Genomic DNA, 23188 nt, shown 5'->3' with positions numbered 1-23188 from the left:
AATGAAGAAGAACGCCGCCGCCCGCCCCCTGTTCGCCGTCTGCGTGCTGGGGGTCCTGACCGCCGGCAGCCCGGCCGCCCATGCCGATCCAGCGCAGGCCAAGGCCCGGGCCCTGGGACATATCGAACGCTTCGTCGGCCGCAGCCTGCATGGCGCGGACCAGAGCTACGAAATGCGCGATCTCGTCGTCGACCCCGACGGCACCGAGCACGCGCGCTTCGACCGCCGCTTCAAGGGCCTGCGCGTGATCGGCGGGGACCTGGTGGTGAGCACCAATGCCCAGGGCGGGCTGCGCGACATGCACCTGACCCTGCGGCGCGAACCGCGCGTCGCCGACAAGCCCGCCTTCACGCCCGCGCAGGCGCGCCAGACGGCGCTGTCCGCCACCGCCGGCGCTGGCCTCAGCGCCCGGCCGGAGCTGGTGGTCTACGCACGCGGCGACTTGCCGCGCCTGGCCTGGGATGTCTTCCTCAGCGGCAGCGACGCCAATGGGGCCGACGTCGAACAACACCTGATCCTGGACGCCCAGACCGGCACGCGGCTGGACGGCTGGAGCGACCTCCACACCGCGTCGGCGGCCGGCACCGGCAGGAGCCTGTACAGCGGCAACGTGGCGCTGACGACCAACAGCGTGAGCAGCGGCTACGAGCTGCGCGATCCGTCGCGCGGCAGCACCTACACGATCAACCTGAAGAACCGCACCAGTGGTGGCAGCATCTTCACCGACGCCGACAACCTCTGGGGCAACAACACGAGCTCGGACACCGCCACGGCCGCGGTCGACGCCCAGTACGGCACGGCCGTGACCTGGGACTACTACAAGAACGTGCACGGCCGCAGCGGCATCGCCAACGACGGCAAGGGCGCCTACAACCGCGTGCACTACGGCCGCAACTATGCCAACGCCTACTGGTCCGACAGCTGCTTCTGCATGACCTATGGCGACGGCGACGGCGTCAACCTGCGCCCGCTGGTCTCGCTGGACGTGTCCGGCCACGAGATGACGCATGGCGTGACCAGCCGTACCGCCAATCTCACCTACTCCGGCGAGTCCGGCGGCCTGAACGAGGCCACCTCGGACATCTTCGGCACCATGGTCGAGTTCTATGCCGCCACGCCCGCCGATCCGGGCGACTACCTGATCGGCGAGAAGGTCATGATCAAGGCCGCCTTCCTGCGCAGCATGGTCAAGCCCAGCAGCGACGGCTATTCATCGGACTGCTGGTACTCGGGCGTCGGCAGCCTGGACGTGCACTACAGCTCGGGCGTGGCCAACCATCTGTTCTTCCTGCTCGCCGAAGGCAGCAACAGCAGCTATGGCAGCAGCCCGACCTGCCGCGCCGGCGACACGCGCGTGGCCACCGGCAGCGCGCTGCTGACCGGCATTGGCCGCGAAGCCGCCGCCAAGATCTGGTACCGCGCGCTGACGACCAAGATGACCTCCAACACCAACTACGCCGGCGCCCGCGCCGCGACCATTGCCGCCGCCAGCGAACTCTATGGCGCCGGCAGCACGCAGGCCGCGGCCGTGGCGGCGGCCTGGAGCGCGGTGAACGTCAACTGAGGTCAGGGCCCCGGGGTCGGGGACGCTCAGAACTTGAGCGTCTTCACGCCCTGCGCCGTGCCCAGCAGGCAGACCTGGGCCTTGTTGCGCGCGAACACGCCCACGGTGACCACGCCGGGCCATTGGTTGACCTCGGCCTCGAAGGCCGCCGGCTCGGTGATCTGCAGGCCGCGCACGTCCAGGATCTGGCAGCCGTTGTCGGTCACCACGCCCTCGCGCAGGCGCGCGTCGCCGCCCATCGCGGCAAAACGGCGCGCGATTTGCGCGGCGGCCATCGGGATCACCTCCACCGGCAGCGGAAAGCGGCCCAGCACGCTGACCAGCTTGCTTTCGTCGGCGATGCAGACGAAGGTCTGGGCCAGGTCGGCGACGATCTTCTCGCGCGTCAGCGCCGCGCCGCCGCCCTTGATCATGTGGCCGCGGTGGTCGATCTCGTCGGCACCGTCGATGTAGACCTGCAGCGACGGCACCTCGGCGGCCTCCAGCACCGCAATGCCCAGGGCCTTCATGCGCTCGGTGCTGCGCACCGAGCTGGACACGGCGCCGGCGATCTTCAGGCCGCTGGCGGCCAGCGCGTCGATGAACTTGTCCACCGTGGAGCCGGTGCCCACGCCCACCACGGTGCCGGGGGTCACGTATTGCAGGGCGGCCTGGCCCACCAGGGCCTTCAGTTCGTCTTGGGTCATGGGAGTGCGCGTCAGCAAGAGATGGCGCGCATTATCCCCGCCCCTGCCCGCCGCCGAGGGCCACGGCCCGCTCAGGCCGGCACGAAGCGGCCGTGGAAGCCCAGCGGGATCCAGTACGGCAGCCAGGCGCGCGCCAGCGGGCCGTCGGCCAGGTGCTCGGCATCGAAGACGCTGACGAAGCTGCGCTGGCGCTTCACGTCGTAGCCGCTGCCCAGCAGCCAGCCCTCGCCTTCCCGCGTGCTGCCGGGACGCGGCACGAGCAGATGTTCCTCCAGCATCACCTCCTCGTCGTAGACGAAGCGCTGGCGCGTGCCCTGCTCCAGGTCCAGGCGCATGAGCGCGTCGAAGCCCCAGCGCAGCGGGTCGCGGACCCGGGTCGGGCAGAACAGATAGCGATGGCGCTGCGCCACCACGCGCGGATCGACCACGGGGAACTCCACCGGTTCGTCGCGCGCCGTCAGCACGGGTTCGCCGCCCTTCAGCGGCAGGCGCAGAAAGCGCAGCGTGGACGGCGTGCCGCGGACCTGTTCGCCACCCATCAGCGCGCCGATGCGCTGCGTGAACTCGGGCAGCGGCGGTGCCTCCACATAGTCCAGCACGATCTCGTCGGCGCTCTCCCAGGCATTGCCGAAGTGAAAGACCAGCGCGGCCGGCAGTTCGAACCAGCGCGGCGTCAGCGTGGCCTTGTCCAGCACCAGCACGCGGGTGGCGTCCTGCGCCCGCCAGCGCATCGCGGCGGACAGGCTGCCGCCCTGCTGCAGGGTCTCGCGGTCCAGCGCGATGGGTGCCAGCAGGAAGATCAGGTGCTGCTGCGACACCGCGAAGTCGTGCACCATGGCCGCCATGCGCAGCGTCATCACGCGGTGGCGCAGCAACTCGCCCTGCGGCGACAGGTGGTAGATGGCGAGCCGATCGGCCGTGCTGCCGAAGTTCCAGACCTCGCCACTGGGTTCGATCTTGGGATGGGCGGAGAAGGGCATGCCCGCCAGTTCCGGCGCCCACGCCCGCGCGCCGCGCGTCGCCAGCGTGTCAGCATCCAGCTCGTAGGCGCTGCCGCCTTCCCACAGCGCATGCAGCCGGCTGGCCAGCGGCAGCACGCTGGTGTTGGCCGTGTTCAGGCTGTCGGCGCCGGTGATGGGGCGCTGCGGCGCGATGGCCGTGCCCAGCGTGGGCAGCAGGAAGCGACCGGCCTGCTGCTCGGCCTTGAACTTGGGCGTCTGCACGAAGCGGGCGCGGTGGCTGGCCCGCCCCGGCTCGAAGCGCCAGGCATGCACCAGGCCGTCGCCATCGAACCAGTGGCGGTAGCGCTGCCCGTCGCGCTGCATCAGGCCCGGGCCGTTGCGGTAAAGCACGCCTTGCAGCGCGCGTGGCCAGCGGCCCTCGATGCGCAACTGCGCGGCCTCGCGGTCCTGGCCGTCCCAGCCGCGCAGCGGCAGCAGCTCCGGCGCCCCGGCCAGACCCTGCTCGAAAGCGGCGCTGGACAGCGGCGCCGAGGCGGCCGCGGCCTGCGTCATGGGCAGCGCCGCCTGCGCCAGATGGGCGGCCTGGGCCAGGCTGTGCAGCGGCAAGCCCAGGGCCGGCAGCGCCAGTGCGGAACCGAGAAGAGAACGTCGTTGCATGGTCGGACCTCCGCGCTCAGGGCAGTTGGATGGCATGCTGGGTGGTGCCGGCCGGCAGCTGCGCCTGGCTGAACGGCGGCGGCCCGAACGCGCCCTGGGCCTGGTTGGAGAAGGCAAAGGGCTCCAGCGGCATGCCCATGGGGTTGCGGTCCATGCGGCCGTTGCCATTGCGGTCGTGGAACAGGCTCACCGCCAGCGGGACGTCGTCCGGCAGCCCGTCGATGCGCAGCTGCAGGCGCCCATCAAGGGCCGTGTCCGCCTTGACCTTGGCGAGTGCCGCCGGTGCTTTCAGCCACTGCTCGGCGCCGGCATAGACGGCCACCAGCACCTCGCCCTCGGTCGAGGAAAGCCCGCTGACTTCGAGCCGGAGTTCGGCCGCCCGCGCGGCGGCGAAGCAGCTGGCCAGGCCCAGGGCCAGCGCGGGCCAGAGAGGGGAAAGACGACGCATTGGAGTGCTCCCGTTCGATGTGATGGGAGCGACTCTAGGCAGGCGGCCGCGACGCCTCCACGCGGACGCGACCGACGACCGCCGCGCGGCGCGAAATGCCGCCCGCGGGCGTCAGCGGAGGGCGGCGCGCCTCAGGCGCCGGCCTTGGCGCGGCGCGCGCGCACCGCGGCGGCCAGGTCGCGCAGCAGCGGCTCGGTCTGGCTCCAGCCCAGGCAGGCGTCGGTGATGGAGACGCCGGGCTTCAGGTCGGCCTTGCACTGGCCGGGCAGCAGGTCCTGGCGGCCCGGCTGCAGGTGCGATTCGATCATCACGCCAGTGATGCGATCGTCGCCCGCGGCGATCTGCGCCGCGACATCCTGGCCGACCTGGATCTGGCGCTCGTACTGCTTGGACGAGTTGGCATGCGAAAAGTCGATCATCAGCTGCTGACGCAGCCCGGCGCCCTTGAGCACCTCGGCCGCGGCCTGCACGGACGCGGCGTCGTAGTTGGGCGTCTTGCCGCCGCGCAGGATCAGGTGGCAGTCGTCGTTGCCACGCGTCTCGAAGATCGCGGCCAGGCCCATCTTGGTCATGCCCATGAAGGCATGGCTGGCGCGCGCGGCCAGCACCGCGTCGGCGGCGATCTTCACCGCGCCGTCGGTGCCGTTCTTGAAGCCCACCGGGCAAGACAGGCCGGACGCCAGCTGGCGGTGGCTCTGGCTTTCGGTGGTGCGCGCGCCGATCGCGCCCCAGGCGATCAGGTCGGCGATGTACTGGGGTGACAGCAGGTCCAGGAACTCGGTGCCGGCCGGCAGCCCCAGCGCGGTGACGTCCAGCAGCAGCTTGCGCGCCAGGCGCAGGCCTTCGTTCATGTGGAAGCTGCCGTCCAGGCGCGGGTCGTTGATGTAGCCCTTCCAGCCCACCGTGGTGCGCGGCTTCTCGAAATACACGCGCATCACCAGCAGCAGATCGTCCTGCAGTTCGTCGCGCAAGGTCTTGAGCAGCCGGGCGTAGTCCATCGCCTGGTCGTGGTCGTGGATGGAGCACGGTCCCACCACGCACAGCAGCCGGTCGTCGCGGCCGTGCAGCACGTCGCCGATCTGCTGGCGCGCCTGTTCCACCACGGTCAGTCCGGCGTCCGACACCGGCAGCTCGTCCAGCAGCAGCGCCGGCGAGATCAGCGGACGCACGGCGTCGATGCGCGTGTCGTCGGTGCGGGTGTCGTCGCGGGTGGCGTCGGAGCGGCCGACCTCGCGGTCTTGTTGGGGGTGATCCAGGGTCTTCATCGTGGGCGCGGGGCGGGTACAACCGGACGGGCCATTATGGCCCGGGGGCCGGATGCGACAATCCCCGCGCCATGATTCCATACCCGCTCGCCCGTCCTTTCCTGTTCGGCATGGACCCCGAACACGCGCATGAACTGACCCTGTCGGCCATCGCGCGCTTCCAGAACACGCCGCTGCAATGCCTGTGGGCGCAGACGCGGGTGCAGGACCCGGTGCAGATCGCCGGCCTGCGCTTCCCCAACCGCCTGGGCCTGGCGGCCGGGCTGGACAAGAACGGCCGCTGCATCGACGGGCTGGGCGCCATGGGCTTCGGCTTCATCGAGGTGGGCACGGTCACGCCCAAGGGCCAGCCGGGCAACGACAAGCCGCGCATGTTCCGCCTGCCGGCCCGAAACGCGCTGATCAACCGGCTGGGCTTCAACAACGAAGGCCTGGACAGCTTCATCGCCAACGTGAAGCGGGCGCAGAGCTTCCGCGCCGCCGGCGGCCTGGTGGGGCTGAACATCGGCAAGAACGCGGCGACGCCGATCGAGAACGCGGCGGACGACTACCTGATCGGCCTGGCCGGCGTGTTCCCGCATGCCGACTACATCACCGTCAACATCTCCAGCCCCAACACCAAGAACCTGCGCGCGCTGCAGAGCGACGAGGCGCTCGACGCCCTGCTCGGCGCGCTGCAGTCGCGCAAGGCGCAGCTGGAAGCCGACGGCGGCCGCAAGGTGCCGATGTTCGTGAAGATCGCGCCGGACCTGGACGAAGCCCAGGTCCAGGTGATCGCGCAGACCCTGCGCAAGAACGGCATCGACGGCGTGATCGCGACCAACACGACGATCGCGCGCGACGCCGTGAAGGGCTTGCCGCATGCCGACGAGGCCGGCGGCCTGTCCGGCGCGCCGGTGCTGGAAGCGAGCAACCGCGTGATCCGGCTGCTGCGCGCCGAGCTGGGCGCGGGCTACCCCATCGTCGGCGTGGGCGGCGTGCTCGGCGCGGCCGACGCGCTGTCCAAGCTGGAGGCCGGCGCCGACCTGGTCCAGCTCTACACCGGGCTGATCTACCGCGGCCCCGCGCTGGTGCCCGAGTGCGCCAAGGCGCTGGCCACGCGCGGCCGCAGCGCCTGAACGAACGCCCTCCCCGGCCAACAAACCAGCCAGGTCAACCGACCAACGAAACGGGGCGCACCCGGCGCCCCGTCGTTCTGCTGCGCGGCCGGCGGGCCGGCGCGCTCAGCGGGTCGGCCTCACTTCCTGGCCTTCTCCTCGACCACGCAATCCACGTAGTAGCGCGTCGTGCCGTCCTCGCGCTTCTCGCCGACCAGGCCGTGCACGTCGGTGGCGAAGCCGGGGAACTTGGCGTCGAAGGCGCGCGTGAACTTCAGGTAGTCCACGATCCGCTTGTTGAAGCGCTCGCCCGGAATCAGCAGCGGGATGCCCGGCGGATAGGGCGTCAGCAGCGCGGTCGTGACGCGGCCTTCCAGCTTGTCGATCTCGACGCGCTCGGTCTTGCGGTGCGCGATGTAGGCGTAGGCATCGCTGGGCTTCATCGCCGGCTCCAGGTCCGACAGATAGACCTCGGTGGTCAGGCGCGCGATGTCGCCCTCGGCATAGGCCTCGTGGATGCTCTGGCACAGGTCGCGCAGCCCCATGCGCTCATAGCGCGGATGGGCGGCGACGAACTCCGGCATGATGCGCCACAGCGGCGCGTTCTTGTCGTAGTCGTCCTTGAACTGCTGCAGCGCGGTCAGCAGCGTGTTCCAACGGCCCTTGGTGATGCCGATGGTGAACATGATGAAGAAGGAATACAGCCCAGTCTTCTCCACCACCACGCCATGCTCGACCAGGAACTTGGTCACGATGCTGGCCGGGATGCCGGTCTTGGCGAATTTGCCGCTCATGTCCAGGCCCGGCGTGATCACGGTGGACTTGATCGGGTCCAGCATGTTGAAGCCGGCCGCGATGGGGCCGAAACCGTGCCACTTCTCGTTGGCCTTGAGCATCCAGTCGGCGGCCTTGCCCACGCCTTCGCTGGCCAGCTTCTCCGGACCCCAGACCTTGAACCACCAGTCCTTGCCGTAGTCCTTCTCGACCTTGCGCATCGCACGGCGGAAGTCCAGCGCCTCGGACAGCGACTCCTCCACCAGCGCGGTGCCGCCGGGCGGCTCCATCATCGCGGCGGCGACGTCGCAGCTGGCGATGATGGAGTACTGCGGGCTGGTGCTGGTGTGCATCAGGTAGGCCTCGTTGAAGAGGTGGCGGTCCAGCTTCACGTTCTGCGAATCCTGGACCAGCACCTGCGAGGCCTGCGACAACCCAGCCAGCAGCTTGTGCGTGGACTGCGTGGCATAGACCATGGCCGTCTTGGGGCGCGGGCGGTTCTTGCCCATCGCGTGGTAGCTGCCGTAGAACGGGTGGAAGGCCGCGTGCGGCAGCCAGGCCTCGTCGAAATGCAGCGTGTCGATCCAGCCGTCCAGCTTCTGCTTGATGGTCTCGGTGTTGTAGAGCACGCCGTCGTAGGTGCTCTGCGTCAGCGTCATGATGCGCGGCTTGACCTTCTTGGGGTCCACGCCCTTGAGCAGCGGGTTCTTCGCGATCTTCTTGCGGATGGTCTCCGGTTCGAACTCGCTCTCGGGGATGGGGCCGATGATGCCGTAGTGGTTGCGCGTGGGCGTCATGAAGACCGGCACCGCGCCGGTCATGATGATGCTGTGCAGGATGCTCTTGTGGCAGTTGCGGTCCACCACCACCACATCGCCCGGCGCCACCGTGTGGTGCCAGACCATCTTGTTCGACGTCGACGTACCGTTGGTGACGAAGAAGCAGTGGTCGGCGTTGAAGATGCGCGCCGCGTTCTTCTCCGACGCGGCCACCGGGCCCGTGTGGTCCAGCAGCTGGCCCAGTTCCTCGACCGCGTTGCAGACGTCGGCGCGCAGCATGTTCTCGCCGAAGAACTGGTGGAACATCTGCCCCACCGGGCTCTTCAGGAAGGCGACGCCGCCGGAATGCCCCGGGCAGTGCCAGGAATACGAGCCGTCCTGCGCATAGTCCATCAGCGCCTTGAAGAACGGCGGCGCCAGGCCGTCCAGGTAGCTGCGCGCCTCGCGGATGATGTGCCGGGCGACGAACTCCGGCGTGTCTTCGAACATGTGGATGAAGCCATGCAGCTCGCGCAGCACATCGTTGGGCAGGTGCTGCGAGGTGCGCGTCTCGCCGTAGACATAGATCGGGATGTCCGCGTTCTTGAAGCGGATCTCCTCGATGAACTTGCGCAGGTTCAGCACCGCCGGGTCCAGCTCGGGGCCGGGGGTGAACTCCTCGTCGTCGATGGACAGGATGAAGGCGCTCGCGCGGCTTTGTTGCTGGGCGAACTGGGAGAGATCGCCGTAGCTGGTCACACCCAGCACCTCGAAGCCTTCTTTCTGGATGGCGTCGGCCAAGGCGCGTATGCCCAGACCCGAGGTGTTCTCGGAGCGATAGTCCTCGTCGATGATGACGATGGGGAAGCGAAAGCGCGGCGTCATAGGGCCTCCGGGAAACCCGTCAAGGGGACAAAAATGAAAGCGGCGAAGTGTAGGGCCAAGCCGATGACATGCGCGCCCGTTCTTCGTGTTCATCGGGGTTTGTCGCGGAAAGGGGACGTCCGCCGGCCACGGCTGGGCGACTGTCGCCTGAGCGCCCGTCCGGCACGCCGCGCGCCCCTGACTTCCCCGTGTTCCGTCCCGCGGTGGCAACGCGCCGCTACACTGCCCCGAAACACTTCAAAACACCGCCCGCGGGCGGGCGACAGGAGGACGCGATGGACTGGAGCGCCGCCACCGGCTGGTGGGTGATCTGCGGGATTCTGGTGGGCCTGGAGCTGAGCACCGGCACCTTCTACCTGCTGATGCTGGCGCTGGGCGCCGCCGCCGGCGCTCTGGGCGCCCATGCCGGCCTGTCGATGACCGCGCAGCTCGCGCTGGCCGCGGTGCTGGGCGGCGCGGCCGTGGCGCTGTGGCACCGCCGCCAGCTCCAGCGACCCAGCACGCCCGCCGAGGCCAACCCCGATGTCAACCTGGACGTTGGCCAGACCCTGGACGTGCCGGCCTGGCGCGACGACGGCTCCGCCGAGGTCCGCTACCGCGGCGCCGCCTGGCAGGCGCGCTATGCCGGCCAGGGCCTGCCCCATCCGGGCCGCCACGTGATCCGCGCCATCCACGGCAGCGTGCTGCTGCTCGAAGCGGCCTGATGTCCCCGGGTTCGCCGCCGGCGAACCTCTTCCGTTTGTCCGCACTGTTCTACGAAGGAATCCGACCATGGAAATCGTTGCGCTGGCCCTGCTCGTCGTGGCCATCGTCTTCATCATGCAGGCCATCAAGGTCGTGCCTCAGCAGAACGCCTGGGTGGTGGAGCGACTGGGCAAATACCACGCCACCCTGACCCCGGGCCTGAACATCCTCGTGCCCTTCGTCGACCGGCTGGCCTACAAGCACTCGCTGAAGGAGATCCCGCTAGACGTGCCCAGCCAGGTCTGCATCACCAAGGACAACACCCAGCTGACCGTGGACGGCATCCTGTACTTCCAGGTCACCGACCCGATGCGGGCCAGCTACGGCTCGAGCAACTACATCGTCGCGATCACCCAGCTGGCGCAGACCACGCTGCGCTCGGTGATCGGCCGCATGGAGCTGGACCGCACCTTCGAAGAACGCGACGCGATCAACAGCGCAGTGGTGCAGGCGCTGGATGAGGCGGCGCTGAACTGGGGCGTGAAGGTGCTGCGCTACGAGATCAAGGACCTGACCCCGCCGGCCGAGATCCTGCGCTCCATGCAGGCGCAGATCACCGCCGAGCGCGAAAAGCGCGCGCTGATCGCCGCCTCGGAAGGCCGGCGCCAGGAACAGATCAACATCGCCACCGGCGAACGCGAAGCCGCCATCGCGCGCTCCGAGGGCGAGAAGCAGGCCGAGATCAACAAGGCGCTGGGCGAGGCCGCGGCCATCACCGCGGTGGCCGACGCCACCGCCGACGCGATCCGCAAGATCGCCGCCTCCATCGAGCAGCCCGGCGGCGCCCAGGCGGTGCAGCTCAAAGTCGCCGAGAAGGCGGTGGACGCCTACGCCCAGCTGGCTCAGAAGAACAACACCATGATCGTGCCCGGCAACATGACCGAGGTCTCCGGCCTGATCGGCACCGCGATGGCGCTGATGAAGAACTCGCCGCAGAAATCCTGACAGCCGCAAAAAATGCGCTATGATGGCGGGCTTCGGAGAGATGGATGAGTGGTTTAAGTCGCACGCCTGGAAAGCGTGTGTGGGTTAACAGCCCACCGCGGGTTCGAATCCCGCTCTCTCCGCCAGAACATTGAAGGCGGCAAGCCAAGGCCCCAAAGCCCCAAACCCCCAGTCGATCAAGGACTGACGGATTTGGGGCTTTTGCATTGGCGCGTGAAAAAGGCGACTCCCCCCGAACGACAAGCCCGCTGGCGCCGCCGAAATTTCGAATCGCCCTCGGCGCTGCGCGGCGGCCGGGCGGGGTCAGGTCTTGCCGGACCGTGATCCATTTGGCGCCGGGGATGGGGGCGTGTCGGCTTCTCTCCGGCCGGGGTGGGAATCCTTCCTACACTGGGCAACAGACCTTGCCTTCCCCCTCGAACAACGCATGAGATCCCTGGCCGTCGCCCTTGTCACCCTGTCCCTGCTCCCCGCAGCCGTCCACGCAGCCCCAACGATCAAGCCCGTCGCTCAAGGCGTCCCCGGCAACTCGGTGTTCCGGGGCGACGAGTATTGCGAGTCCATCTACATTCGCAAGGCCGGCGGCAGCTGGGCCGTCGTGCAGGGCTCCGATGAAAGCCTCAAGGACGAGGGCGTCGAAAAGCTGCGCGCTTGCCTGGGCTATCAAGGCCGGCAGCCCGCCGGGGGCGCGGTGATCGACGCGGTGGTCTTCTCGCTGGAGACCCGCGACACCTGCGCGACCGAGACCCGCTGCGAGGTCAACGCCAACAACAAGCTGGCCACCGGCTGCCACCCGATCTTTCTGAAGGAGTTCTACAAGTCCTCCAGCCCGCGCTCGGCCGGCTACTTCAGCTGCAACTCCGCCTTCGTGAACCGCAGGATGCTGGGTGGCCTGGACTTCGAAGCGCCGATCAAGACCGAGGCGCTGGCCGCGGCGCTGGAGTCGGACGCGATCAAGGCCGCGGCCAGCGCCATCGTCCAATCCCGCCACGACAAGCTGCTGGCGCGCGCCCTGCAAAGCGACCCGGCAGGCTGCGGCAACTGCTCGGCCGAGCGCTCCGCGATCCGCTTCGTGTTCGACTACTTCCTGGCGCAGACCTCCACGGCCGATCTGGAGAAGGCGGCGGTCAACTACTTGGCCATGTCCGGCGAACGCCAGGTGCCGGCCTGGATCCAGTCCCGTTTGAGCGCGGACAGCGCCGACCGGGCGGCCAGCCAGGCCGAGCAGGCCTGGCACCGCCGGTACACCCAGCAGGCGCAGCAGCTGCTCGCGCCCGACGCCACGCAGAAGAGCCTGAAGGCCTTCATCAGCCAGTACGGATCGCCGTCACCCACGAACTGGGCGAAGGTGGACTTCGACCAGCTGGTCCCCCAGGCGCAGCAGCGCCTGGACAAGCTGATCGCCCAGGAGGAAGCCAACGCGAAGGAGCGTGCCCGCGCGCAGGCCGAGGCCGACCGCAAGCAGGCCGAGATCGACGAGCGCAACCGCCAGGCCGAACTCAAGCGCGTCGCCGAATGGCGCAAGACCTTGCAACTCGGCTCGGACACCTTCTGCGGTCCGGTGATCGAAGTCCGCGGCCCCATGATCAAGATCGCCGTGCGCGTGCAGCTGCCCGGCTTCGGCAACGAGGCTTGGCTGAAGACCCATGAGGTCTATCCGGCCAACTACGGTTGCCGCAACGTCAACGGCCGCCTTTCGCCGAACTGAGCGGGGCGGGACCGCCGTAGCTGCCCCACAAAGACGCCGCGCCACGCGGCGTTTTTCATGTCCGCCTCGCCCTCCCTTCTCGCGCCTTGACCCGGCGCCATTGGCCTCATCATGATGGCGGGCATGCGCGTCCACTTCGCTCCGCCACCCGAGGACCTGGCCCCCTACGTCCACTGCTTCTGGGGATGGCAGGCCTCCGGTGCCGAGCCCATGGCCCTGCCCCTGCTGCTGCCTGGCACGGGCGCCGAGCTTCATCTCCTTCACGGGTCCCCCTTCCGCCTGGACGACGGCACGGCCCTGCCCCCGGCCTATCTGCTGTGCCTGAGGCAGGCCCGGCTGCCGCTGGCCGCGGCCCGGGACGTCGGCTTCGTCGCCGTGCGGCTGCGCATCGGACAGGTGCATCGTCTGCTCGCGCCGCCACCGTCGGCGCTGCTGGACCAGGTCCTGCCGCTGGACGAAGGCTGGGGCCGGGCCGGCCGGACGCTGGCCGCCCGCGTGCGGGACGCGGCGGGCTGGGACGCGCGACTGACCCTGCTGATCGACTTCCTGCGCCGGCAGATCGGCGTAGGGACCGAGGACGCGCTGGTGGCCGAGGGTATGGCGCGGCTCTACCGCGAGCGCGGACGGCAGACGATAGACGGCCTCGCGTCCGGCCTGGGCATGGGCCGGCGCCAGCTTGAAAAACGCTGGCGCCGCTATTGCGGCCAGACACCGGCCGAGACACGCGGCGCGATCCGCTTCCAGCACACGATGAAGCAGATCCTGCTGCGGCCCGACGAGGCGCCGCTGGCCCTGGCGCTGGACCACGGCTATTACGACCAGGCCCACTGGATCCACGACTTTCGCCGCCGCCTCGGCCAGGCGCCCGCCCGTCAGCTGGCCGCGCTGCGGGGCCGGCCGCATTTTTACAATCCCGCCGGCCCTTGAATGCGCAGACTGGCGTCTCCCTGATCACGAAGGAGTCCACGCCATGCTTGCCCTGCTGGTGGAGCTACAAGCCCTGCCCGACCAACGCGAATCGCTGGTCCTGTGCCTGACGGAGCTGACCCGGAAGGCCGCCGAAGAGCCCGGCATCCACGCCTATGCCGCCCAGGTCTGCGAGGAGGATGCAAACCGCTTCTTCCTGTACGAGGTCTACCAGGACCGCCAGGCCTGGGAAGCGCACCTGGCGCATCCGCCGGCCAAGGCCCTGCTGAACCAACTACCGGCCCTGCTCGCCCAGCCACCGCGCCTGCTGTTCGGCGAGCGCTGGGCCAGCTTCGTCCGCCCGGAGCCGGCCCGCGCCACGACCCGCCGCTGAAGCCGCGGCCGCCTGCGGCTCACCCCAGCTGTGGCCGGGCTGGGGCCGCCTGGAAGCGCAGCCCCAGCACCAGCGGCACCGCGATCGCGTAGATGAGCAGCACCGAAAGCCAGATCGCGCCCGGCCACTGCGCCCGCAGCACGAAGTACAGCGACGAGAACACCAACGGCGCGAGCACCGAGGCCAGGCTGACGACCGACGCCAGCACGCCCTGGAACTGACCCTGGTTGTCCTCGTCCACCAGGCGCGTCGCCAGCGCCTGCAGGGCCGGCGCGCCGATGCCGGCCAGCGCGAACACCGGCATGATCGCGAACACCACCCAGGTGCTGCGCGCGAACGCCATCACGACCAGCGCGACACAGGCCCCCGCGATGCCCGCGAGCACGGCGCCGCGCTCCCCCAGCAGCCGCACCGCCGGGCCCGGCAGCAGCGCCTGCGCCAGCGTCTGGCACACGCCATAAGCGCCCAGCGACAGGCCCACCCACAGCCCATTCCAATGGAAGCTGTCCTGCCCCCACAGGGCCCAGCAAGTGCCGTACACCTCGCCGATGGCGCTGAACACGAAGAAGACCAGCGTCACCGGCATCAGCCCCTTCATCGAGAACACCCAGCGCAGCGGACGCAGCGGATTGAGCGCCGCGAGGTCGATGCGCCCGGCACCGGGTGCGCGCGACTCCGGCAGTGCCCAGGCAGCGAAGAGCAGATTGCCCAGGTTCAGCGCCGCCGCGACGATGAAAGGCAGCCTCAGCCCGAAGTCGCCCAGCAGCCCGCCCAGCACCGGCCCCACGATGAAGCCCATGCCGAAGACCGCGTTGAACAGGCCGAAGCGCCGCGCCCGCTGCTCTGGCGCGGAGACGTCCGTGATGTAGGCCGTCGCGACCGCCATGTTGGCGCTGCTCAGCCCGGCGATCGCGCGTCCCAGCAGCAGCATCCAGAGCTGCGGCGCGAAGGCCATCACCAGGTAGTTGATCGCCGCGCCGGCCAGCGAGAACAGCAGCACCGGCCGGCGGCCGAGCCGGTCGCTCAGCGCGCCCAGCACCGGCGAAAAGACGAACTGCATCGCCGCGTACAGCGCGCTCATCACGCCGATGTAGGGCGCGACATTGCCGGCCTGCGTCACCTCCTCCAGCAGGCGGGGCAGGATGGGAAAGACCAGGCCGATGCCGACGGCGTCGAGGCCGATGGCAAGAAAAATGGCGGCAAGGGCGGGATTCATCGCGGGGGCTCCGGGTCCTGGGACCCGCGGCGCGGCGCGCCGGTGGCGCGCGGGCAAGTCCAACAATATCAAGTACAAATATGTACTAAGTACATAAATGTACCATGTCGGCATGTCCGAGCCCACCGACCGCCGCTCCCGCAAGCGCCTGGCCACGCGCCAGGGCATCTCCAACATCGCCACCCGCCTCTTCCTGGAGCGGGGCTTCGACCAGGTGACGGTGGACGAGATCGCCCAGGCGGCCGATGTGGGCCGCATGACGGTGTTCAACCATTTCCCGCGCAAGGAAGACCTGTTCTTCGACCGCGACGCAGAAGGCCGCGAGCTGTTGCGCGACACCCTGGCGCGGCGCGACCCCGGCGTCGCGCCGGTCGAATGCCTGCGCCTGCTGGCGCATCGCCTGGCCTCGGAGCACAGCCCCTACCTGCGCTTCTCCGAGCAGAGCCAGGGCTTCATCGCGACGATCGAGCGCAGCGAGGCGCTCAAGGCGCGGGCCCGCGCGATACGGGACGAGATCGCGCAACTGGTCGCGCAAGGCCTGGCCGCCACCGTGGGGCGCGAGCCGGACGATCCCGACGCCCATCTGGCCGCCAATCTGCTGCTGGCGACCTGGGCCACCGCCCTCGTCCAGGCGCACCGCGCCTTCCGCCAGACCCACAGCGCGAAGAAAGCCCGGGCCGTCTTCCTGGCGCTGGTCGACAAGGGCAGCCAGGGCCTGCGCGCGGCGATGGCGGGCACACCCTACGTCTGAGCGCTCCTTCGCTGCGCCAGGCGCGTCAGGCCAACGGCGCCACCCGGCAGCCCGGGATCACCTCGTACCAGCGCGAGGGCTGCACGCCCAGCTGGCGCTGGACCAGCGCCGCCACCGAGGCCGGCAGGCGGCCGGACAGCGCCAGCAAGGCCCGCGCCACCGGGCGTCCAAGCCCGCGGCCCGGCTGCGGCTCCACGCGCAGCGACAGCGGATTGAGGCAGGCCTCGCGCCCACCCCATTGGCCGTCTTCCGGCGCGCCCCAGCCCTGGGTCTGAGGGTCGCGCATCACCCAGGCGCGCGCGACGCGGCCGGCGGCCAGGTCATGGTCCAGCTGTTCCAGCGAGCGCAGCGGCGGGCGCTGCGGGTTCACCTGGCCCAGCATGCGCGCGTACTGGTCGGCGCGGAAGGCACCGGTGGGCGCGTAGATCTGGCGCTGCGGCTGCGCGTCGGCCAGTTGCACGGCGGCGCGCGAGTTGGCCGTGAAGGCATGCAGCGAAGCTTGCTGCAGCGAGGCCAGCAGCAGACCCACCAGTGCCGCCAGCGCGAACAGCGCGCAGGCCAGGCCGCGGCCCAGGCTGGCCAGCCACAGCCCGCCCAGCATGGCCAGCGGCGCGGCGAACAGCAAAATGTAGTTGTTCTGCCGGATCGGCAGCGCCGACAGGATGAGCACGAAACCCAGCGCCCACAGCAGCACCAGGCGCTGGCCCAGGCGGTCCGTGGCCGCGGCCGTGCGGCCGCGCAGCAGCTGCACCAGCCCCGCCAGCGCCAGCCAGCCCAGCAGGCCCACGTGGCGCAGGTCCACGAACAGCGCCTTCAGGTAGAACCAGGGGCTGGTGCTCTCGACGATGCGCCCGACGCTGTTGCGCCCGCTGTGCACCAGGTGCAGCGGATCGCCCTGGGCCCAGGCCATCAGCGCCATGTTGCCAAGCACCATCGCCAGCACGCCCAGCACCAGCCAGGCCCAGCGCCAGTGGAAGCGGCGGTTCAGCAGCCCGTAGCCCACCAGCATCAGCCCGGCGACATAGAGCCCGGCATCCTTGAGCCAGTAGCAGGCCCCCAGCGCCAGCCCGGCGCCCAGGTAGTCCAGCGCCCGCCCTTGCGGGGATTCGGCGCGCAGCAGACACCACATCGCCAGACCCAGGCACAGCGACAGCGGCGGGTCCGCCATCAGCCGGGTCGCGAAGTGCGCGTGCACCGGCATCACCGCCAGCAGCAGCATCGCCCACAGCCCCACGCGCGCGCCCCACAGCCGCGCGGCGATCAGGTAGACCAGCAGCAGCTCGCCCAGCGAGGCCAGGGCGCCCCAGGCCAGCGCGCTCCACTCCGACACACCGAACAGCGCCATGAAGGCCGCGACAGGCAGGTTGACGCCATAGCGCAGCGCGCCGATGTAGTCGGTATGCGGCCATTCGCCGCTGAGCACGCCCATGGCGCCGGACAGGTAGGTCACCTCGTCCGAGCCCATGAAGCCGGCCAGCACCGCCCAGCGCACCAGCGCCGCGAAGGCCAGCGCGGCCAGCACCCAGGGCCAGGCCGGGCGCGCGTCGCTCGGGCCGGGAGCCTGGCCCGGCAGGGTCGCGGCGCGGCTCATCGGCGCAGCACGTCCAGCATCTGCTGGATCACGCCGGCCTGGTGCTCCTCCAGCCCCAGCCACATGGGCAGGCGCACCAGGCGCTCGCTGTGCGTGTCGGTCACCGACATGTCGCCCACGCTGCGCCCCACGCGCTCGCCATAGGGCGCGCTGTGCAGCGGCACGTAGTGGAAGACGCAGCCGATGCCACGCTCGCGCATCTCGGCGATGAAGCGGGTGCGGTGCTCCAGGTCGCGCAGCAGCACGTAGTACATGTGGGCGTTGTGGGCGCAGTCCTGCGGCACGACGGGGCGGCGCAGCAGGCCGTCGCGCTCCGCCTGTTCCAGGAAGCGGTGGTAGGTGTCCCACAGCGCGAGCCGGCGCTGCGTGATGCTGTCGGCCTCCTCGGTCTGCGCGAGCAGGAAGGCCGAGATCAGCTCGCTGGGCAGGTAGGACGAGCCGAGGTCGGTCCAGGTGTATTTGTCGACCTGGCCGCGGAAGAACTTGCTGCGGTTGGTGCCCTTCTCGCGGATGATCTCAGCACGCTCGATGAAGCGCGCGTCGTTGATCAGCAGCGCCCCGCCCTCGCCCGAGATGATGTTCTTGGTCTCATGGAAAGACAGCGCCGCCATGTGGCCCACGCTGCCCAGCGGACGCCCGTTGTAGCTGGACATCAGGGCCTGCGCGGCATCCTCGATGACCAGCAGGTTGTGGCGCTGCGCGATGTCCATGATCTCGTTCATCTCGCAGGACACGCCGGCGTAGTGCACGACCACGATGGCCTTGGTCCGCGGCGTGATCGCGGCCTCGATCTTGCGCTCGTCGATGTTGAGCGTGTCGGGTCGTATGTCGACGAACACCGGCACCGCGCCGCGCAGCACGAAGGCGTTGGCGGTGGACACGAAGGTGTAGGACGGCAGGATGACCTCGTCGCCTGGGCCGATGTCGGCCAGGATCGCGGCCATCTCCAGCGCGCCGGTGCAGGAATGGGTCAGCAGCGCGCGGCGCGCGCCGGTGCGCGCCTCCAGCCAGCGCGCGCAGCGCTTGGTGAACTCGCCATCGCCGGCCAGGTGGCCCTTGGCATGGGCCTGGGCGATGTACCAAAGCTCCTTGCCGGTCATGTAGGGCTTGTTAAAGGGGATCGTGCCCATGGAGTTTCCTTTGCTTCAAGACCCTGGCCGGGCATCCGGCCACGACGGTGTAGGGGGGGACGTCGCGCGTGACCACGCTGGCGGCCGCGACGACCGCGCCCTCGCCGATGGTCACGCCCGGCAGGATGGTGCTGCCCGCGCCGACCCAGACATGGTTGCCGATCTCGACGCTGGCCGAGGTGTCGGGCAGGTCCAGCTCGCGGTAGTCATGCCCGGCGCTGAGCACGCGCACGCGCGGCCCCAGCGCGACATGGTCGCCGACGCGGATGCGCGCGCTGCCATCCATCATCGAGCCGTAGAACTCGCAGCCGCGGTTGATCGAGGTCGCCGCGCCGATGCTGATCTTCCACGGGTAGCGGAAGTAGCACTGGTAGTCGATCATGCTGCCCGGCCCCAGCCGCGCCAGCAGCAGGCGGTAGAGCGGGTGGCGCAGCAGCGGCGGCAGCAGCTCCAGCAGCAGGCGCAGCAGGTTTTCCGCATAGGCATAGGCGCCGAACAGCAGGCGCTTCAGCGTGGGCGACATCGGGCTCACAAGGCCTCCCCGCCGCGCGGCGCCGGCGCGAACACCCAGAACTTCTGTCCGACGAAGAAGAACAGCGGCATGCCCAGCACCAGGCCCAGCATCACCGCCTGGTGCGGCCAGCCCAGCCCGCCCACCAGCAGCCGCATCAGCGCCAGGTTGAGCCCGTAGCCCACCAGGTACAGCAGCACATAGCGCCTAAACGCCGGCCCGCCTCGCCCGCCGTGCTCGAAGGTCCAGCGTTTGTTGAAGACAAAGGTCTGCAGCACGCCCACCGCATAGAGCAGCGACATCGCCAGCACCGGCGCCAGGCCCATCGCCGTCAGCACCAGGTAGAGCAGATAGCCCAGCGCATTTGCCGCCAGGCCCACGATGCCGTAGCGCAGCAGCTGGCGCAGCGTCCGGCGGGCCGCGCTCACGGCGCCTCCTGCGGCGCCGCGGGCGCGGCGGACTCGCGCCAGCCCCAGATGTACTGCGGCGCGTCCGGCCCGACGCAGAACAACAGGTCCAGGATGCTGACGCCGTGTTCGAAAGGGGGATGAGGCTGCTCGTAGACCGGATAGCCGCTGTAGTCCTTCCAGCTCAGGCGCATGCCGGCGCGCTCGAAGACCGCCGGGTCGATGTAGTCCTTGGCCGCCGGGCCGGAGATGTAGTGACTGCAGCCCAGCTGCTGCAGCAGCCCCATCAGCCGCTCCAGGCGCACGCCCTCGCTGCGGTAGTGGCGCGAGTCGTCGAAGCGGGTCTGGATGCCCAGCAGCTCGCCGGCGATGCGGCGGATCAGGTGCTGGTTGAGCTCCGACAGGCTCTCCCACACGCGGCCGCGGTAGATCTCCTCGAAGAAATCGCGGTAATGGCGGAAGAAGGGCTGCTTGCCATAGGCCTGGCGCAGACTGTCCCAGTGCGAGGCCTGCCAGCGCGCGTCGCTCATGCGCACCTCGCAGACCAGGCGGTTCAGGTCCGTGCCCACCGGCACGCTGAGCCAGCGCGGGCCCTGGGCGGTCTTGATGCGGTTGCGGTTGCGCCAGTCGTTCTTGGTGAACTGGACGTCGTCGTAGAAGCAGAACAGCTCGGCATCCCGGATCAGGTCGAAGTAGCCCTTCCACGGGATGTAATTGGACTGGAGAACGACGACCCGGGTCACCGGCTGCTCCTCGTTGGGCGGATCGCGCTCATGCGCCCGCGTCCGTCCGCGCCGCGCGCGCCTGGGCGTCGGCCTGCAGATAGCGCGCCTCCAGCTCCAGCATGTCTTTCTTGCGGCCGCGGATGCGCCGCGCCGGCACGCCGAAATAGACGCCCCAGGGCTCGGTGGACTTGGTCACCATGCTGCAGGAGCCCACCGACGAGCCCTCGCCCATGATCACGCCGGGGAAGACCACCGACTGCGTGCCGACGATCACATGGCGGCCCAGTTCGACGCGGGCGCGGGTGATCTTGCGGTATTCCATCGGCACGGTGGGGTTGGTCAGCGCGCCGCCGCCGTAGTCGTCGGACTGCGCGAACACGGTGACGCCGAAGGCCAGCCCCGAGAAGTCGTCCATGCCGATGCCCTCGCGCCCGCCGATGACGCGGCAGCCATGGGCGATGTGGACATTGCGCCCCAGCGACACATTGCCGGAGAGGATGCAGAAATCGTCGACGATGCTGTAGTCGCCCAGCGCGATGTATTCCGGCACGTAGAGCCGGGCCGTGCGCGCGACCTGCACCTGCCGCCCCAAGTGCTTGAAGCCCATGGCCTCCAGCTCGTGGCGCTCGTAGTAGCGGGGATCGCTCATCGTGTCTCCTTGTCGGGGGTGGCGGCGGGCAGATGGGCATGCAGCCCGCGCAGGTCGTCCAGCGCGGTCCAGGCGTCGTGCTCCGGATGGAGCTCGCGCCAGCGCCGCCGGTCGAAATTGAAGAAGGCGCCCGGCCGCGTCAGCTGGAAGGCATGGCGGTAGCCGGCGCACAGCGCGCCGTGGATGTCGCGGTGCAGGTTGTCGCCCACCATCACCAGCGCCTCGGGCGGCAGCGCCAGCGCGTCGGCGGCGGCGCGGAAGGCGGCCGGCTCCGGCTTGCGGCAGCCCAGCTCGGCCGTCAGCAGCACGGCGTCCAGCAGCGCGGGCAGCCCGCTGACCCGCAGCTTCTGGCGCTGCGAGGCGGCCGGGTTGTCGGTCAGCAGCGCGAGCCGGTAGCCGGCGCGGCGCAGCTGCTCCAGCACGCCGAGCACCTCGGGATAGAGGACGGCCTGCGCCGGCAGCGCCGCGCGGTAGGCCTCGATCAGCGCGTCGCGCAGCGCCGCGTCCCAGCCGTGGCGGGCGCAGAGGCGGTCGAACAGGTCGGCGCGCTGGCCCTCCTCGATGAGCGCCCAGCCGTCGGCAAGGAACTGCGGCTGCGGCGGCAGGCGGTCCGCCAGCGCGGCCCAGCACAGGCGCAGCTTGTCCAGCATCCAGGCCTTCTGGTCCAGCAGCGTGTCGTCCAGGTCCAGCACCACGCCGCGCACCCCGTCCAGCGCCAGCCGCGGCACCGCCTGCTGGCGGAACAGCTGGGTGCTGCGCCACAGCGGCGCGGCCGGGCGGGCGGGCGGTGCCTCGGGCCGCGGCGGCGCGAGCAGGAACTCCAGCGGGTTCAGCCCGGCGCAGACGCTCAGCGCCATCGAGGTGCCCACGCGCGGGTTGAAGTCGGTGACCGCGACGCCGCCCTCCCAGCGCAGCAGCTGCAGGTTCAGCGGGCCGCAGGCTCCCTCCACCGCCAGCCCCTGGACCACCGCGCGCGCGGCGGCCTCGACCTCGGCCGGCGCGCCCGGCTCGCAGACCACCGCGTAGCCGCCCACGGTGCGCAGCCGGCGGCGCAGCGCCAGCGGCGAGACGGCGCCGTCGGGCCGCACCGCGACGTCCACCGAGAACTCCTCGAAGTCCTGCAGCAGCGGCTGCCAGACATAGGCCTCGGGCGTCTCGACGCGGTCCTGCCCGCGCCGGTGGCGCAGCAGCTCGCGGCCGCCCCAGGTGGCGCGCCCCTTGCCGATCAGCCACGGTGGCGCGCCCTCGGCCTCGGGGTGCTCGTAGAAGGGCAGCGCCGGATGGCCCTCGTCGGCCAGCCAGCGGTAGAAGTCCAGCTTGTCGCGTCCCAGCCGCAGCGCCCGTCCGGACGAGACCAGCACCGTGACGCCCAGCGCCCGCAGCTCGCCGCGCAGCCGCTCCACCGTCTCCAGCTCGTGGCCGGTGGCCGCCATCAGCAGCTCGACGCCCTGCTCCCGGCACAGCCGCAGCAGAAAGTCCTCGAAGGCCTCGCGCTCGCTCAGCGGTGGCGCCACCACATAGAGATCGGCCAGATGGCGGGTGACGTTGTCGGCCCAGGCATCGGCGACGATCAGGCGCAGGCCCGGCAGCGTCTGCAGGCCCTGGATCAGCGCCAGCCCCTGGTAGCCACCGGCGCACAGCAGCAGCAGGCTGCGCGCCTTCAACGCGAGGCCTCCAGCAGGAAGGCGTTGGAGACCGCCGGCAGCGGGTCCGCCACCTGCTGCAACGCCGCCCAGACCTGGGGCGACAGCCCCAGCCGCGCCAGCTGCCCCGTCGTGAAGGGTTTGAGCAGCAGCCCCTGCTCGCGCTCGACGCGCAGGCCGGCCGCCTCGACCTGGGCGCGCAGCAGCGGCAGGTCGTAGTAGCGCTGGTGGCCCAGCGCGCGGTCGGCATCGCTGAGCGCGTAGACGTCGTCCAGCAGCCCCGCGGCCTGGCCGATCAGGCGGTGCAGCGAACGCGCATTGGGCACCGCGATGAAGACCCGCCCGCCGGGCCGCAGAAAACCGTGGATGCGCCGCAGCAGCAGCTCGGGGTCGTCCACATGCTCCAGCACGAAGCCCGCCTCGACCAGGTCATAGGGCTGGGCCGGGCTGAACTGCTCGAAGAAGGCCTCCACCAGCTCCAGCCCCGGCGGCAGCGGCTGGTGCTCGTCACGAAAGCGCTGCAGGATGGCCGGCGCCGCGTCCACCAGCGTGTAGCGCCGCAGGCCCTGCGGCCCCAGCGTGGGCAGGATGGCCTGTGCCACCGCCTGGTGGCCAATGCCCAGGCTCAGCACGCTGCGCAGGCCCTGCGCGCGGATCACCGCGGCGATCTGCTCGCCATAGGCGCGGTGCACGATCAGGTTCTCCTCGTAGTACGCGAAGCCCGGCTGGTAGGCCTGGGCATGCGCATCCAGAGGAGTGGGCGAGGTCATGC

22 protein-coding genes and 1 tRNA gene are annotated in these 23188 nt (G+C 70.0%); 9 read left to right on the top strand and 14 right to left on the bottom strand.

Annotation, left to right across the window (positions count from 1 at the left end):
* Position 1 precedes the first annotated feature (1 nt).
* Positions 2–1564, top strand: a complete 1563-nt coding sequence (locus tag LZ017_RS12550; RefSeq protein ID WP_241397162.1) for a M4 family metallopeptidase — start codon at positions 2–4, stop codon at positions 1562–1564.
* A gap of 26 nt (positions 1565–1590) precedes the next feature.
* Here the strand turns inward: LZ017_RS12550 and rpiA are convergent, their stop codons facing one another.
* The 4 genes from rpiA to LZ017_RS12530 all read right to left on the bottom strand — a co-directional run bounded on the left by rpiA (position 1591) and on the right by LZ017_RS12530 (position 5582).
* Positions 1591–2250: a ribose-5-phosphate isomerase RpiA gene (gene rpiA, locus LZ017_RS12545; RefSeq protein ID WP_241397161.1), complete on the bottom strand. Its 660-nt coding sequence runs from the start codon at positions 2248–2250 to the stop codon at positions 1591–1593.
* 71 nt (positions 2251–2321) lie between these two features.
* Positions 2322–3869 (bottom strand): carotenoid oxygenase family protein, encoded by a 1548-nt coding sequence (locus LZ017_RS12540; protein WP_241397160.1) that lies wholly within the window; start codon positions 3867–3869, stop codon positions 2322–2324.
* 16 nt (positions 3870–3885) lie between these two features.
* Positions 3886–4317 carry a DUF2141 domain-containing protein gene (locus LZ017_RS12535; protein ID WP_241397159.1) on the bottom strand — a complete coding sequence of 144 codons (432 nt, stop codon included), beginning with the start codon at positions 4315–4317 and terminating at the stop codon, positions 3886–3888.
* 131 nt (positions 4318–4448) lie between these two features.
* A complete protein-coding gene (locus tag LZ017_RS12530; protein ID WP_241397158.1) occupies positions 4449–5582 on the bottom strand; it encodes a 3-deoxy-7-phosphoheptulonate synthase in 1134 nt (377 codons plus the stop codon).
* A gap of 71 nt (positions 5583–5653) precedes the next feature.
* Here LZ017_RS12530 and LZ017_RS12525 point away from each other — a divergent pair, with 71 nt between their 5' ends.
* Positions 5654–6700 carry a quinone-dependent dihydroorotate dehydrogenase gene (locus tag LZ017_RS12525; RefSeq protein WP_241397157.1) on the top strand — a complete coding sequence of 349 codons (1047 nt, stop codon included), beginning with the start codon at positions 5654–5656 and terminating at the stop codon, positions 6698–6700.
* 119 nt (positions 6701–6819) lie between these two features.
* Here the strand turns inward: LZ017_RS12525 and LZ017_RS12520 are convergent, their stop codons facing one another.
* Positions 6820–9096, bottom strand: coding sequence for an arginine/lysine/ornithine decarboxylase (locus tag LZ017_RS12520; protein WP_241397156.1), 2277 nt, complete (start codon positions 9094–9096; stop codon positions 6820–6822).
* 275 nt (positions 9097–9371) lie between these two features.
* Here LZ017_RS12520 and LZ017_RS12515 point away from each other — a divergent pair, with 275 nt between their 5' ends.
* The 6 genes from LZ017_RS12515 to LZ017_RS12490 all read left to right on the top strand — a co-directional run bounded on the left by LZ017_RS12515 (position 9372) and on the right by LZ017_RS12490 (position 13793).
* Positions 9372–9800: an NfeD family protein gene (locus LZ017_RS12515; RefSeq protein ID WP_241397155.1), complete on the top strand. Its 429-nt coding sequence runs from the start codon at positions 9372–9374 to the stop codon at positions 9798–9800.
* 67 nt (positions 9801–9867) lie between these two features.
* Complete coding sequence (locus LZ017_RS12510; RefSeq protein ID WP_241397154.1) at positions 9868–10785, top strand: SPFH domain-containing protein; 918 nt, start codon at positions 9868–9870, stop codon at positions 10783–10785.
* 34 nt (positions 10786–10819) lie between these two features.
* Positions 10820–10910, top strand: a tRNA-Ser gene (locus LZ017_RS12505).
* A gap of 302 nt (positions 10911–11212) precedes the next feature.
* Complete coding sequence (locus LZ017_RS12500) at positions 11213–12493, top strand: hypothetical protein (protein WP_241397153.1); 1281 nt, start codon at positions 11213–11215, stop codon at positions 12491–12493.
* 123 nt (positions 12494–12616) lie between these two features.
* Positions 12617–13420, top strand: a complete 804-nt coding sequence (locus LZ017_RS12495) for a helix-turn-helix domain-containing protein (protein WP_241397152.1) — start codon at positions 12617–12619, stop codon at positions 13418–13420.
* A 43-nt stretch (positions 13421–13463) separates the two neighbouring features.
* Entirely contained in the window at positions 13464–13793 is a 330-nt protein-coding gene (locus LZ017_RS12490) for a putative quinol monooxygenase (RefSeq protein ID WP_241397151.1), read from the top strand.
* Positions 13794–13812: 19 nt separating this feature from the next.
* Here LZ017_RS12490 and LZ017_RS12485 read toward each other — a convergent pair whose 3' ends face one another.
* The gene (locus tag LZ017_RS12485) at positions 13813–15009 is read right to left on the bottom strand and encodes a TCR/Tet family MFS transporter (RefSeq protein WP_241397150.1); all 1197 of its coding nucleotides are present in this window, start codon (positions 15007–15009) and stop codon (positions 13813–13815) included.
* Between the two features lie 112 nt (positions 15010–15121).
* On the opposite strand from LZ017_RS12485, the gene LZ017_RS12480 reads away from it, so the two are divergent.
* On the top strand, positions 15122–15760 hold the full coding sequence (locus LZ017_RS12480; protein WP_241397149.1) for a TetR/AcrR family transcriptional regulator: 639 nt from the start codon (positions 15122–15124) through the stop codon (positions 15758–15760).
* Positions 15761–15785: 25 nt separating this feature from the next.
* On the opposite strand, the gene LZ017_RS12475 is transcribed toward LZ017_RS12480, so the two are convergent.
* Genes LZ017_RS12475 through LZ017_RS12440 form a run of 8 tightly spaced genes read right to left on the bottom strand, consistent with a single transcriptional unit; the run spans position 15786 to position 23186 of the window.
* Positions 15786–17351, bottom strand: a complete 1566-nt coding sequence (locus tag LZ017_RS12475; RefSeq protein ID WP_241397148.1) for a glycosyltransferase family 39 protein — start codon at positions 17349–17351, stop codon at positions 15786–15788.
* Entirely contained in the window at positions 17348–18481 is a 1134-nt protein-coding gene (rffA, locus tag LZ017_RS12470; protein WP_241397147.1) for a dTDP-4-amino-4,6-dideoxygalactose transaminase, read from the bottom strand. The genes LZ017_RS12475 and rffA overlap by 4 nt, the downstream gene beginning before the upstream one ends.
* Positions 18462–19004 carry a DapH/DapD/GlmU-related protein gene (locus LZ017_RS22110; protein ID WP_277604679.1) on the bottom strand — a complete coding sequence of 181 codons (543 nt, stop codon included), beginning with the start codon at positions 19002–19004 and terminating at the stop codon, positions 18462–18464. Before LZ017_RS22110 ends, rffA begins: the two co-directional genes overlap by 20 nt.
* Before the next feature lie 5 nt (positions 19005–19009).
* Entirely contained in the window at positions 19010–19420 is a 411-nt protein-coding gene (locus LZ017_RS12460) for a GtrA family protein (protein ID WP_241397146.1), read from the bottom strand.
* The gene (locus tag LZ017_RS12455; RefSeq protein ID WP_241397145.1) at positions 19417–20142 is read right to left on the bottom strand and encodes a WbqC family protein; all 726 of its coding nucleotides are present in this window, start codon (positions 20140–20142) and stop codon (positions 19417–19419) included. Before LZ017_RS12455 ends, LZ017_RS12460 begins: the two co-directional genes overlap by 4 nt.
* A gap of 28 nt (positions 20143–20170) precedes the next feature.
* Positions 20171–20773, bottom strand: coding sequence for an acyltransferase (locus LZ017_RS12450; protein WP_241397144.1), 603 nt, complete (start codon positions 20771–20773; stop codon positions 20171–20173).
* Entirely contained in the window at positions 20770–22437 is a 1668-nt protein-coding gene (locus LZ017_RS12445; RefSeq protein ID WP_241397143.1) for an HAD-IA family hydrolase, read from the bottom strand. The genes LZ017_RS12450 and LZ017_RS12445 overlap by 4 nt, the downstream gene beginning before the upstream one ends.
* A complete protein-coding gene (locus LZ017_RS12440; RefSeq protein ID WP_241397142.1) occupies positions 22434–23186 on the bottom strand; it encodes a methyltransferase domain-containing protein in 753 nt (250 codons plus the stop codon). The genes LZ017_RS12445 and LZ017_RS12440 overlap by 4 nt, the downstream gene beginning before the upstream one ends.
* Between the last annotated feature and the right edge of the window lie 2 nt (positions 23187–23188).

The organism is Pelomonas sp. CA6 (assembly GCF_022549225.1).
Taxonomy (GTDB): Bacteria; Pseudomonadota; Gammaproteobacteria; order Burkholderiales; family Burkholderiaceae_C; genus Roseateles.
This window is presented reverse-complemented; position numbering and strand designations above follow the sequence as displayed.